The 11977-nt window shown below is 72.6% G+C and carries 12 protein-coding genes; 4 read left to right on the plus strand and 8 right to left on the minus strand.

Annotation, left to right across the window (positions count from 1 at the left end):
• Window positions 1–73 precede the first annotated feature (73 nt).
• Window positions 74–1120 carry an ABC transporter ATP-binding protein gene (locus tag H9623_RS16800; protein ID WP_193721168.1) on the minus strand — a complete coding sequence of 349 codons (1047 nt, stop codon included), beginning with the start codon at window positions 1118–1120 and terminating at the stop codon, window positions 74–76.
• 68 nt (window positions 1121–1188) lie between these two features.
• On the opposite strand from H9623_RS16800, the gene H9623_RS16805 reads away from it, so the two are divergent.
• The 3 genes from H9623_RS16805 (at window position 1189) to H9623_RS16815 (ending at window position 3702) form a co-directional block, all read left to right on the plus strand.
• Complete coding sequence (locus tag H9623_RS16805) at window positions 1189–1929, plus strand: ABC transporter permease (protein ID WP_193721169.1); 741 nt, start codon at window positions 1189–1191, stop codon at window positions 1927–1929.
• Window positions 1926–2606: an ABC transporter permease gene (locus H9623_RS16810; protein ID WP_193721170.1), complete on the plus strand. Its 681-nt coding sequence runs from the start codon at window positions 1926–1928 to the stop codon at window positions 2604–2606. The genes H9623_RS16805 and H9623_RS16810 overlap by 4 nt, the downstream gene beginning before the upstream one ends.
• A 121-nt stretch (window positions 2607–2727) precedes the next feature.
• Complete coding sequence (locus H9623_RS16815) at window positions 2728–3702, plus strand: glycine betaine ABC transporter substrate-binding protein (protein WP_321575502.1); 975 nt, start codon at window positions 2728–2730, stop codon at window positions 3700–3702.
• 31 nt (window positions 3703–3733) lie between these two features.
• Here the strand turns inward: H9623_RS16815 and H9623_RS16820 are convergent, their stop codons facing one another.
• Complete coding sequence (locus H9623_RS16820) at window positions 3734–5245, minus strand: dihydrolipoyl dehydrogenase family protein (protein WP_193721172.1); 1512 nt, start codon at window positions 5243–5245, stop codon at window positions 3734–3736.
• Window positions 5246–5323: 78 nt separating this feature from the next.
• Complete coding sequence (locus H9623_RS16825; RefSeq protein ID WP_193721173.1) at window positions 5324–5773, minus strand: MarR family winged helix-turn-helix transcriptional regulator; 450 nt, start codon at window positions 5771–5773, stop codon at window positions 5324–5326.
• Between the two features lie 107 nt (window positions 5774–5880).
• Between H9623_RS16825 and H9623_RS16830 the strand changes: the two genes are divergently transcribed.
• Window positions 5881–6360, plus strand: coding sequence for a nuclear transport factor 2 family protein (locus H9623_RS16830; RefSeq protein ID WP_193721174.1), 480 nt, complete (start codon window positions 5881–5883; stop codon window positions 6358–6360).
• A gap of 35 nt (window positions 6361–6395) precedes the next feature.
• On the opposite strand, the gene H9623_RS16835 is transcribed toward H9623_RS16830, so the two are convergent.
• The 5 genes from H9623_RS16835 to H9623_RS16855 all read right to left on the minus strand — a co-directional run bounded on the left by H9623_RS16835 (window position 6396) and on the right by H9623_RS16855 (window position 11668).
• Window positions 6396–6989 (minus strand): AAA family ATPase, encoded by a 594-nt coding sequence (locus H9623_RS16835; protein ID WP_193721175.1) that lies wholly within the window; start codon window positions 6987–6989, stop codon window positions 6396–6398.
• Window positions 6990–7126: 137 nt separating this feature from the next.
• Window positions 7127–8794, minus strand: coding sequence for a solute symporter family protein (locus H9623_RS16840; protein WP_193721176.1), 1668 nt, complete (start codon window positions 8792–8794; stop codon window positions 7127–7129).
• Entirely contained in the window at window positions 8794–9138 is a 345-nt protein-coding gene (locus tag H9623_RS16845; protein WP_193721177.1) for a DUF485 domain-containing protein, read from the minus strand. The genes H9623_RS16840 and H9623_RS16845 overlap by 1 nt, the downstream gene beginning before the upstream one ends.
• Before the next feature lie 315 nt (window positions 9139–9453).
• Complete coding sequence (gene trmB, locus H9623_RS16850) at window positions 9454–10191, minus strand: tRNA (guanosine(46)-N7)-methyltransferase TrmB (RefSeq protein ID WP_193721178.1); 738 nt, start codon at window positions 10189–10191, stop codon at window positions 9454–9456.
• A gap of 130 nt (window positions 10192–10321) precedes the next feature.
• Window positions 10322–11668 (minus strand): TrpB-like pyridoxal phosphate-dependent enzyme, encoded by a 1347-nt coding sequence (locus H9623_RS16855; protein ID WP_227748820.1) that lies wholly within the window; start codon window positions 11666–11668, stop codon window positions 10322–10324.
• Window positions 11669–11977 lie beyond the last annotated feature (309 nt).

Here is an 11977-nt window from a genome sequence, read left to right on the forward strand (position 1 = left end):
ACACTGCGGCCAGGAACCAACCCCCAGCCTCACGCCTCCACGCAGGTGTCACCAACGTCATGACACAGAACAGCTAGGCCGCGGCGGCGTCCGCGGTGCGCCGCAGCGCGGCGAGGATCCCGTCCGCGGTCAGGGACCCGACGACGTCGCCCGCCTCGTCCGCGACGGGCACCCGGCCCATCGCGGAGCCGGGCAGCGCGGCGATCGCCTCGAACGCCACGGACAGCGGCGCGCCCAGGACGATCGGGTCGGGAGCCGGGGCGGAGACGAGCTCGGGTCCGTCGAGGTCGCCGCGCTGCACCACGGCGAGCCCGAGCATGCGGACCGGTGCGCCGTCCCCGATGAACTCGCGGACCGCGTCGCTCGCGGGGTGCGCCAGGACGGTCAGCGGCTCGGCGAGCTGCTCGAGGTGCCCGCCGAAGCTGAACACCGCGATACGGTCCGCGAGGTGGACGGCCTCGTCGATGTCGTGGGTCACGAACAGGACCGTCGTCCCGAGCTCGCGCTGGATGCGCCGGAACTCCGTCTGGAGCCGGCGGCGCCCGGCGGGGTCCACCGCCCCGAAGGGCTCGTCCATGAGCAGGACGGGCGGGTCGGTCGCGAGCGCGCGGGCCACGCCCACGCGCTGGCGCTCGCCGCCCGAGAGCTCGTGCGGGTACCGCTTGGCATAGGTGTCGGGGGCCAGGCCGACCAGCTCGAGCAGCTCGCCGACCCGCGCGCGCGTGCGCGCCTTGTCCCAGCCGAGCAGCCCGGGCACGGTCGCGACGTTCTGGGCGACGGTCCGGTGCGGGAAGAGTCCCACGTTCTGGATGACGTACCCGATCCGGCGGCGCAGGGCCACGGGGTCGCCCTGCGTGATGTCCTCGCCGCGCAGCAGGATGCGCCCGGCCGAGGGCTCGACGAGGCGGTTGGTCATGCGCAGGGTCGTCGACTTGCCGCATCCCGACGGGCCGACGAGCGCGAGCATCTCGTGCTCGCGGACGCTCAGGGACAGGTCCCCCACGGCGACGGTCCCGTTGGGGTACTCCTTGCGGACGCCGTCGAACACGATGGCCGTCTCGTCGGTGATCGTCGGGAACGCCGGGGTAGTCTCGGCCGTGCCGGTCGGGGTGCTCGCCATGCCACGACGCTACCCGGCGCGACCATCCGTCGCGCGACCGGTCGCGGCCTCGGGATAGGTTCGACGACATGCCGCCCAACCCGTGGTTCTCGTGGAGCTACGTCCAGAACAACTGGGGAGAGATCTCCCAGGCCCTCGTCGAGCACACGACGATCACCGTCCAGGCCGTGCTCATCGCCCTGGTCGTGGCCCTGCCTCTCGCTGCGCTGGCGCACCGCGTGCGCTGGCTCGCGGTGCCCGTGCTCGGCACGACCGGCGTCATGTACACGATCCCCTCGCTCGCGCTGTTCTCGATCCTCGTCCCCTTCACGGGGATCGGCCGCACGCCCGTGCTGATCGGGCTCGTGATGTACGCGCTGCTCATCCTGGTGCGGAACATCCTCGTGGGCCTGCAGGGCGTCGACCCGGACGTGCGGGACGCCGCCAAGGGGCTGGGGTACGGCCCGACGCGCCTGCTGGCCTCGGTCGAGATGCCCAACGCGCTGCCGAGCATCATGACCGGCGTGCGGCTCGCGACGGTCTCGACCGTGGCGCTCGTCACGGTCGGTTTCGTGGCGGGGTTCGGCGGCCTGGGCACCCTGATGTTCCGTGGCTTCCGTTCGAGCTACAACGCGCAGATCATGACCGCGACCGTCCTGTGCCTGCTGCTCGCCGTCGTGCTCGACCTGCTGCTCCTGCTGCTGGGCAGGGTGCTCACGCCGTGGTCACGCACCCGGGGGCCGGCGTCGACGGGGCAGGCGACGGGCCGGAGGGCGAGCGTGGCGTCGGCCGCCCGGGCGTCCGAGGCAGCGAGCGAGCGCACGGCATGAACGTCGTCCAGGAGGCCCTGACGTGGCTCAACGACCCGCTCAACTGGACCGGCCCCGAGGGCCTGCTGGTCCGCACGGGCGAGCACCTCGAGATGACCGCGGTCGCCGTCCTGCTGGCCGCGCTCGTCGCGCTGCCCGCGGGCATCTGGCTCGGCCACTCGGGACGCGGCGCGGGCCCGACGATCGTGATCGTCAACACGTCCCGCGCCCTGCCGACCTTCGGGATCCTGCTGATCCTCGCGGCCGGCGGGTTGTTCGGGGACCGTGCGGCGGTCATCTCGGCCGTGATCTTCGCGATCCCCCTCGTCCTGGCGAACGCCTACACGGGCGTCGCCGAGGTCGACCCCGACGTCAAGGACGCCGCCCGCGGCATGGGGATGTCGTCACGGCGCTCGCTCTGGCTCGTCGAGGTCCCGCTCGCCGTTCCGCTGATCGCGGCCGGCCTGCGCACCGCGATCGTCCAGGTCATCGCGGTCCTGACGCTCGCGGCGTTCGTCGGGGGCGGCGGCCTGGGAGTCCCGCTGCGCGTGGGGTTCTCCAACCAGCGCTACGGGCAGGTCCTCGCCGTCGGCGTCGTGATCGCGGTGCTGTGCCTCCTGGTGGACGCCGTGCTCGCGCTCGTCCAGCGGGCCGTGACGCCCGCACCGCTGCGCATGAAGGCGGGAACCGTGCGCTGAGCAGGCACTCCGGTTGCCGGTGCCCCCGCCGAGGGGTGGAATGGGTTGTCCGTGCGAGCCGACGACCGAGAGGCACCTGACACCCATGTCACGGCGATCCACCACCTTGCGCACCCTGTCCGTGTCCGCCCTCCTCGTCGTCGCGCTCGCCGCCTGCGGCGAGGCCGGCTCGTCCGGCACCGAAGCGTCCGACGGTTCCTCGTCGACCGCGAGCGGCACCGTCTGCGAGCCCGTCGCGGGCGACCAGCTCGTGGTCCTCGAGGACGACAAGCACCTGCAGACGGTCGACAACATCATCCCCGCGGCCAACGCGGCGGCCGTCGCGGACCAGCCGGAGGTCCTGGAGCTGCTCGACACCGTGTCCGCAGCCCTCGACACCGACACGCTCATCTCGCTCAACAAGGCCGTCGACGTGGACCGGCAGACGTCCTCGCAGGTCGCCCTGCAGTTCGTCGAGGACCAGGGGCTCGGGGCGACCTCCACGCCGGGCACCGGGACGTCCCTGGTCGTGGGCGCGGCCAACTTCTCCGAGAGCACGACCCTCGCGGAGATCTACGCGGCGGTGCTGCGCACGGCCGGCTACGACGTCACGGTCCAGACCGTCGACGCCCGTGAGACGTACCTGCCCGCGCTCGAGTCGGGCCAGCTCTCCGTGTTCCCGGAGTACGTGGGCACGCTCACCGAGTTCCTCAACAAGGAGATCAACGGGCCCGACGCCGAGCCCCTCGCGAGCGGTGACCTCGACACCACGGTCGCGGCCCTGCGTGAGCTCGGCGCCGAGAAGGGGCTGACGTTCGGCGAGCCGTCGTCGGCCCAGGACCAGAACGCGTTCGCCGTCACGACGGCCTTCGCCGAGGAGCACGACGTGTCGACGCTCAGCGAGCTCGCCGAGGCCTGCCCCGGCGGCATCACGCTGGGCGCCGGGCCCGAGTGCCCCGAGCGCGCGTTCTGCGAGCCGGGCCTCGAGGAGACGTACGGCCTCGACATCACCAACTTCGTGAACCTGGACGTGGGGGGCCCGCTCACCAAGGCCGCCCTGCTGCAGGGCGAGATCGTGCTCGGCCTCGTGTTCTCCTCGGACGGCCAGCTCGGCTGACCGAGCAGGCGGCTGCTCGGGAGCGCGACGGCTACAGGCCGCACGTCTCGAGCAGCCGTAGCCAGACCTCGCTGATCGTCGGGTAGGCGGGCACAGCGTGCCACAAGCGTGCAAGCGGCACCTGCCCGACGATCGCGATGGTCGCGGCGTGCAGCATCTCCGCCGCGTCCGGCCCCACGAACGTCGCGCCCACGATCACCTGCCGGTCGGTGTCGACCACGATCTGCGCGGTGCCCTCGTACCCCTCCGCGACGAGCACGGCCCCGGACACCGAGCCGAGCCGGTACGACACCGCCTTGACCGCGATCCCCGCCTTCCTGGCCTCGGCCTCGGTCAGTCCCACCGACGCGACCTCGGGGCGGGAGAACACGACCTGCGTCCTCGCGCCGTGGTCGGCCGTCGCGGCATAGCGGCTCCACGGCTCGGGCGGCTCTCCCCCGGCACCGGCCGCGGCCGCCTCCTCCGGCGTCGTCCTCCCGAACCGGGCCGCGACCACGTCCCCCACGACCCTGCCCTCGTACTTGCCCTGGTGGGTCGTCGCGGCGCGCCCCGTGACGTCCCCGCACGCGAACAGCCAGCCGCCGTCGACGCCCTGGACCTCCATCTGGTCGTCGACCGCGAGCGCCTTGCCCGGTTCCAGCCCGACGACGTCGACACCCAGGTCCATCGTGCGCGGCACGCGACCCGTCGCCACGAGGACCTGCGCGGCCGCGACGGACCCCTTGCCCTGCGGGCCGTCGTACGTGAGGCGAGCGCCGCCGTCGGGCAGGGAGGTCGCTCCCGTGACGCTCACGCCCAGGCGGACGTCCACGCCGATCCCCTTCAGTCCTGCCGCGACGGCCTCGCCCGCGAACGGCTCGGAACGGCCGAGCAGGTGCCCGCGCGAGAGCAGCGTGACCTCCGAGCCCAGGTCGTGGAACGCCGTCGCCATCTCGACCCCCACGACCCCGCCGCCCAGGATCACGATCGAGGTCGGGACGTCCTGGACGCTCGTGGCCTCGCGGCTGCTCCACGGGTCGGTCTCGGCGAGGCCGGGGGTGTCGGGCAGGACGGGCACGCTGCCCGTCGCGACGATCACGGCGTGCCGGGCGGCGAGCAGGCGGGTCTCGGGGAGGTCGTCGACGTCGGCGTCGGGGTCCTCGGGGCTGACCTCGACGAGCCTGGAGCCGACCAGCCTGCCCAGCCCGCGCACGAGCGAGATCCCGGCGCCGTCGAGCCACTGGACCTGGCCCGAGTCGTCCCAGTGCGAGACCATCTCGTCGCGGCGCGCGAGGATCGGCGCGGGGTCGAGCACGGGGCTCGCCTCGATGCCCGGGACCGCACGGGCGGCCGCGAGCGCCGCGCCCGGGCGCAGGAGCGCCTTGGACGGCATGCACGCCCAGTAGGAGCACTCGCCGCCGACGAGCTCTGCCTCGACCACGGCCACGCTCAGCCCCGTCCGGCTCGCGCGGTCTGCCGCGTTCTCCCCGACGGGCCCACCACCGATCACGATCACGTCGAAGGTCTCGTCGGGGGTGGCCTGGGTGCGTGGGTCGGTGCTCATGCCTCCCATCGTGGCCCGGACCCCGCGCGGCTGCCCGCCGGGCGCACGGCGGGAGCGCGAGCGGGGGCGCGCACCTCGCTAGCGGCGCGGGCCCTGCCCGGTGACCAGCGCGCTCAGCAGAGAGACCAGCACCTCGCGGTCCGTGCCCGGCAGCGGGGAGAGGAGGGCGGCCTGCGCGTCGGCGAGCGCTGCGCCGAGCTCGTCGAGCCGTCGCGCCCCCCGGGGGGTCAGCGTGACGATGTTGCGACGCCGGTCGGACGGGTCGGGGCGGCGCTCGACGTCACCGTCGGCGGCCAGCGTGTCGAGCAGCGCGACCATGTCGCTGCGGTCGATCCCGCACCGGCGCCCGAGCGCGGCCTGGCTCGCCGGGCCGAACTCCTCCAGGGCGGCGAGCACGGCGTAGTGGGAGCGGTGCGCCCCCACGGCGGACAGGTGCTCGGAGACGGTCCGGGCCGCCTCGAGCGCCGCCTGGGCGAGCAGCCAGCTGGGCAGTGCGCGGAGGCGTTCGGGGGCGGTCTCGGTCTCCATCCTCAGATCCTACGCTGCATTGGCGTCACCTATTGTGGGTTCAACCAACGATGAGTAACGTTGGGGACTCCAACGATTCGCCGTGGTTCCCGACACCGGAGGCTCCCATGACCGTGCACGACGACACGCACCTTCCCGCCACGCACCAGGACGCCGTCCGCGGGCTGCTCGACCGCGAGGAGGTCGCACGCCTCGTCTCGCAGCTCACGGCGGCCCTCGACGACGGCGACAGCGACCGGCTCCGCGACCTGCTCGTCCCGGACGCGCACGCCAGCACCCCCGGCGGCACCGCGCAGGGGATCGACGCCGTCGTCGCCCAGGCCGCGCGCAACCACCGGCCGGAGGACGGCGTCCAGCACCTCGTCGGGAACGTCCTGGTCGATCTCGCGCACGATCACGCCGAGGTCCGGGCGAACGTGGTCGCCACGTTCGCCCGGCGCGAGCCGCGGGCGGACAGGCCCGTCACCCTCGGCGCGGTCTACCGGCTCCGCGCACGCCGGACCGGGGCGGGCTGGCGGCTGACGCACATCACGACCGACCCCGTCTGGGCCTCGACCGCGCCCGTCACGCTCGTCGGGCACGCCTAGCGCAGGCCACGGGCGAGGCGGTCCGGCGAGCACCGTCAGACGGCGTCGACGCGGGCCTCGTCGAGGCGCTCGAGGATGCGCGCGACCGTCTCTTCGACGGTCCAGCCCGTCGTGTCGAGGTGCAGTCCGCCCGGGGTCTCGCGCGCGTACGCGGCGAACTCGTCCGGGGTCCACGCGCCGTAGGCCTGCTTGTGCCGGGCGGCGTCGCGGGCCGCGAGCGCGGCCGCGCTGGGCACCAGCACGACGGCGTAGCACGGGCGGGTGCGCAGGCTCGCCGTGAAGCGGGCCAGGTCCGGCCCCAGCAGGATGTCCTGGACCACCGCCGTGATCCCCGCGGCCGCATACGTGTCGGCCGCCTGCGCGGCGAGCGCGTGCCGCAGGTCGAGCTGGATCCGCGCCGCGTCCGAGAGCGGCGGGTCCGTCGACGCCCGCCCGCTCACGACGAAGCGGCGGAACATGTCGCCCCGCACGTGGGCCGCGAGCGGGAAGGAGCGGGCCAGGGCCTCCGCGACCGTCGACTTCCCGGAGGCCATGGCCCCCGTGACGACGAGGACGGGAGCGGACGGCACAGCGGGAGAGGACGGCACGGCGGGAGCGGCGGCGTCGGGCAGGGAGGTCGTCGAACGCATGACCGGACCCTAGGACGTACGCAGGGCCGGACGCGAGATGATTGCCGGCCGCGCTCGCCGGGCGAGCAGCCCGGGTCGCCCCCACCAGGAGGGCGACCCGGGCTGCTCGCCCGGCACGCTCGGGACGCTCGGGACTCCTAGTGGACGACCGCCTTCTCGGAGCCCGCTCCCGTCAGGGACCGCACCTCCATCTCGGCGAACTTCTCCGGGTGCGACGACTCCTTGCTCAAGAACGTCCCCAGGACACCCAGGAGGAACGCGAGCGGGATCGAGATCAGGCCCGGGTTCTCGAGCGGGATGAACGCGAAGTCGACGCTCGTGTCCTTGATCATCGACAGGCTCGCGCCCGTGACCGGGTCCACCTTGCCCGAGACCACGGGCGAGAAGGTGATGATCACGAGGCACGAGATCAGACCGCCGTACATGCTCCACAGCGCGCCCGACGTGTTGAACCGCTTCCAGAACAGCGAGTAGATGATGGTCGGCAGGTTCGCGCTCGCCGCGACCGCGAAGGCCAGCGCCACGAGGAACGCGATGTTCTGCCCCTGCGCGAAGATGCCACCCACGATCGCGAGCACCCCGATCACGAGCACCGTCATGCGGGCGACCTTGACCTCGCCGTCGGGCTTGACCTCACCCTTCTTGATGACGTTGGCGTAGATGTCGTGCGCGAAGCTCGTCGCGGCCGTGATCGTCAGCCCCGCGACGACCGCGAGGATCGTCGCGAACGCGACCGCCGAGATGATGCCCAGCAGGATCTCACCACCCAGCTCGTACGCGAGCAGGAGGGCGGCCGAGTTCACACCGCCCGGGGCGGACGAGATGGCCTCCGGGCCCACGAGCGCGCCTGCGCCGTAGCCGAGCACGAGCGTGAACAGGTAGAAGATCCCGATCAGCCAGATCGCCCAGACCACGCTGCGACGGGCCTCCTTGCCCGTCGGGACGGTGTAGAAGCGCGTCAGGACGTGCGGCAGCCCCGCCGTCCCGAGCACCAGCGCGAGCGCGAGCGACAGGAAGTTGAGCTGCGACATGGGGGTCGAGCCGTACTGCTTGCCCGGCTCGATGAGCGCCTCACCGCCCGGGCCTGCCTTGTCGATCGCGCCCTGGAACAGGTCGGACAGGTTGAAGCCGAACCTGGCGAGCACCCAGAACGTCATGATCCCGGCACCCGCGATGAGCAGCACCGCCTTGATGATCTGCACCCACGTGGTGCCCTTCATGCCGCCGATCATCACGTACGCGATCATGAGGATGCCCACGATCGCGATCACGACGCTCTGCCCCGCGGTGGACTCGATGCCGAGCAGCAGCGCGACCAGGCCACCCGCGCCGGCCATCTGCGCCAGCAGGTAGAAGAACACGACCATGAGCGTCGCGAGCGCCGCCGCCATGCGCACCGGGCGCTGGCGCAGGCGGAAGCTCAGGACGTCCGCCATGGTGAACTTGCCCGTGTTGCGCAGGAGCTCGGCCACGAGCAGCAGCGCGACGAGCCACGCCACGAGGAAGCCGATCGAGTACAGGAACCCGTCGTAGCCGTTGATCGCGATGGCACCGCAGATCCCCAGGAAGCTTGCGGCCGACAGGTAGTCGCCCGCGATCGCCGTCCCGTTCTGCGGCCCCGTGAAGTTGCGTCCGCCCGCGTAGAAGTCGGCCGCGGACTTGTTCTGCTTCGAGGCCCGTACGACGATCACCATGGTCACCGCGACGAAGGCCGCGAAGATGCCGATGTTGATCCACGGGTTGCCGACGTCGGAGGCCTCCGCGGCCAGGACCGTGGTCGGTGACAGCGTTCCCCACGACCCCATCAGTGGTCCTCCCCCTCGATCTGACGGCGCATGTCCTCGGCGACCGGGTCGAACTTCTTGTTCGCCCAGCGCGCGTAGATCATGGTGATCGCGAACGTCGACACGAACTGGCCCAGCCCGAACAGCAGGCCGACCGTGATGTTGCCCGAGACCCGGATGCTCATGAAGTCGTGCGCGTAGTCCGCGAGCAGGACGTACACGAGGTACCAGACCAGGAACAGGGCCGTGACGGGGAAGACGAAGTTGCGGAACCTGCGGCGCAGGTCCTGGAACTCGGGGGAACGCTGGACCCGCTGGTAGTCGGTCTCCGCGACGGGATCGTCCGTCGTCGAGATGTTGGTCATGACGCCTCCGTTGGCTCATGCGTGGCACGCGACGTTGCGTGACCCGGGCGACTTTTTTCACCCGCTCGGGACAATGTGCCGTAGATCACCCCTGTGGCGCAATGACCACTTTCCAGGCGTGTCGGACGGCAGCAGGCCGACCGCCGCGGGGATCTCGGCACCGGGTGCAGACCACCGGGCGTGCACTTCCCGCTGCCCACCGGCGACCGCGACGACCCGAGGTGCACGCTCGACGAGGCCCCGGAGGCGGGCTACGCCGTCGGGCCGGGAGCGCCCAGGACCGGCGCCCTCCGGCCCGGGCGGGCAGGGGCCGGCTCAGAGCCTGCGGAACTCCAGGTCCGTGATGACCCGGCCCGCCGCGTGGCCCTTGTTCTCGAAGCTCGTGAGCACGCGCCCCTCGAAGCGGGGCGCGACCGCGCCGGCCCCGTGGGCGTTCTCGAACGACGGGTTCGCGCCGACGACCTCCAGCATCCGGTCCGCGTACTCGGACCAGTCCGTCGCGAGCCGCCACGTGCCCCCCGGGCGGATCGCCCGCGCCGCGAGCTCGGCGAGCTCCGGCGTCACCAGGCGGCGCTTGTGGTGCCGGGCCTTGTGCCACGGGTCGGGGAAGAAGACCCAGAGCTCGTCGACCGACCCCTCCGGCAGGGCGGTCGCGAGCACCTCGGCCGCGTTGGCCTGCAGCAGGCGCAGGTTCGTCAGACCGCGCTGCGTCGCGCGCAGCACGGTCTGCGCGAGACCCGGCGTGTAGACCTCGACGGCCAGGAAGTCGCGCTCCGGCGCGGCCTCGGCGGCATGGACCACGGCCTCCCCCAGGCCCGAGCCGATCTCCACCACGAGCGGAGCCGACCGCCCGAAGGTCGCTGCGACGTCGAGCACGAACCCCGGGTCCACCGAGGTGCGTGCCACCGCCCGCGGGACGTCGAGGACGAACTGCTCGGCGTGGTCGTCCCAGGCGCGCTGCTGGCGGGGGTTGAGGCGGCCGCTGCGGCGGACGAAGGACACGATGTCGGTACGGAAGCCCTGCTCGCGGGCCTCGGAGAGGGTCTCGGGCACCCGCCCAGTCTAGGCGGGCGCCCGAGTCCCCTCCCGCGGCACGTCCTGCCGCCGAGGCCCCCGTGCGCGCGAGCGGGCCCGAAGGTCCGCGTCACGCGCACGGGGCCCGCTCGGCGAGCCGGGCGGAGCGTCAGACGTACTGCGCGTACGCCGGCAGGTCGAGCTGCCCGTTGCCCGACAGCCCGATCACGACGACCTCGGGCTCCGTGACGGTGCGCGCGTAAGCGATCGCGGCGGCGACCGCGTGCGTCGACTCGGGCGCCGGGATGATGCCCTCCGAGCGGGCGAACTCGAGCCCCGCCCGGAACGCCTCGTCCTGGTCGATCGCGACCGCGTCCATAAGACCCAGGTTCACCGCGTGCGACACCATGGGCGACATGCCGTGGTAGCGCAGACCGCCCGCATGGATGGCCGGCGGCACGAAGTCCTTGCCGAGCGTGTGCATCTTGAGCAGCGGCGTGAGCCCCGCGACGTCACCGTGGTCGTAGCGGTACTCGCCCTGCGTGAGCGACGGGCAGGCCGCGGGCTCGCACGCGACGAGCCGCGTCGTCGTGCCCTCGCGCAGGTTGCGCCCCAGGAACGGGAACGTGAGCCCCGCGAGGTTTGACCCGCCGCCCGCGCAGCCGAACACGACGTCCGCGCCCGTCTCCCCCGCCTCCTCGAGCTGGACCAACGCCTCCTGGCCGATGACCGTCTGGTGCAGCATCACGTGGTTGAGCACGCTGCCCAGCGAGTAGTGCGCCTGCGGGTCGCCCGCCGCGACCTCGACGGCCTCGCTGATCGCCATGCCGAGCGAGCCCGTGGTGTCCGGGTCGCTCGCGAGGATCGCACGACCCGACGCCGTGAGCTCCGAGGGCGACGAGTGGCACACGCCACCGTAGGCCTCCATCTGGAAGCGGCGGTACGGCTTGGAGTCGTACGACGCCCGGACCTGCCACACCTCGCACGTCAGACCGAGCAGGGCCGCGGCCATCGAGAGCGAGGCACCCCACTGCCCGGCGCCCGTCTCGGTCGTGAGGCGCGTCGTGCCCTCGATCGCGTTGTAGTACGCCTGGGCGATGGCCGTGTTGGGCTTGTGCGAGCCGACCGGGCTCACGCCCTCGTACTTGTAGTAGATCCGGGCGGGCGTGCCCAGCTCGCGCTCGAGGCGGTGCGCCCGGACGAGCGGCGCGGGCCTCCACATCGCGTAGATCTCGCGGATCGTCTGCGGGATCTCGATGTAGCGCTCGGTGCTGACCTCCTGCTCGATGAGCGCCATGGGGAACAGCGGGGCCAGGTCCGCGGGCACGAGCGGCTCGAGCGTGCCGGGGTGCAGGTGCGGCGGCACGGGCTCGGGCAGGTCCGCGTTGAGGTTGTACCAGTGCGTCGGGACGGTGGAGGGGATCTCGACGCCGAGCGGCTCGAGCGAGCGAGCGGTCGGACGGGTCGGCGCCGGGGGCGCAGCCGGGTCGGACGTGGAGACGGGGGACGTCGTCAAGGGACTCTCCTTCATGGATGGGCACGTGCCAAGGCACGGTCCGGGCGATCCACTCCGGGAGACCTGCTGGACCGCCCGTCGTCGGGCTCGGTCAGCACGCCACAGCGTCCGACCGTCAGCGGTCGGGCCACCAGGTGTGTGCGGTGAGCAGGTTCACGGGGCGACCATAGCCCTCCCGACGGGAGGTTGTGAAGCGCGTCTCACGGCCGACGGGTCGGGCGGGCGGGCCGTGGTTGCAGGGCGCCACCGGCACCTCCGGGACGACGAAGGCCCCTCGCCCGCGTCTCCGCAGGTGAGGGACCTTCGTGG

Origin of the sequence: Oerskovia douganii, from assembly GCF_015142735.1 — a bacterium.
GTDB lineage: Bacteria > Actinomycetota > Actinomycetes > Actinomycetales > Cellulomonadaceae > Oerskovia > Oerskovia douganii.

Excerpts from the sequence above, each read along its gene's own strand:
- H9623_RS16800 (WP_193721168.1), bottom strand. The coding sequence starts at position 1,120 with ATGGCGAGCACCCCGACCGGCACGGCCGAGACTACCCCGGCGTTCCCG.
- H9623_RS16805 (WP_193721169.1), top strand. The coding sequence starts at position 1,189 with ATGCCGCCCAACCCGTGGTTCTCGTGGAGCTACGTCCAGAACAACTGG.
- H9623_RS16810 (WP_193721170.1), top strand. The coding sequence starts at position 1,926 with ATGAACGTCGTCCAGGAGGCCCTGACGTGGCTCAACGACCCGCTCAAC.
- H9623_RS16820 (WP_193721172.1), bottom strand. The coding sequence starts at position 5,245 with ATGAGCACCGACCCACGCACCCAGGCCACCCCCGACGAGACCTTCGAC.
- H9623_RS16825 (WP_193721173.1), bottom strand. The coding sequence starts at position 5,773 with ATGGAGACCGAGACCGCCCCCGAACGCCTCCGCGCACTGCCCAGCTGG.
- H9623_RS16830 (WP_193721174.1), top strand. The coding sequence starts at position 5,881 with ATGACCGTGCACGACGACACGCACCTTCCCGCCACGCACCAGGACGCC.
- H9623_RS16835 (WP_193721175.1), bottom strand. The coding sequence starts at position 6,989 with ATGCGTTCGACGACCTCCCTGCCCGACGCCGCCGCTCCCGCCGTGCCG.
- H9623_RS16840 (WP_193721176.1), bottom strand. The coding sequence starts at position 8,794 with ATGGGGTCGTGGGGAACGCTGTCACCGACCACGGTCCTGGCCGCGGAG.
- H9623_RS16845 (WP_193721177.1), bottom strand. The coding sequence starts at position 9,138 with ATGACCAACATCTCGACGACGGACGATCCCGTCGCGGAGACCGACTAC.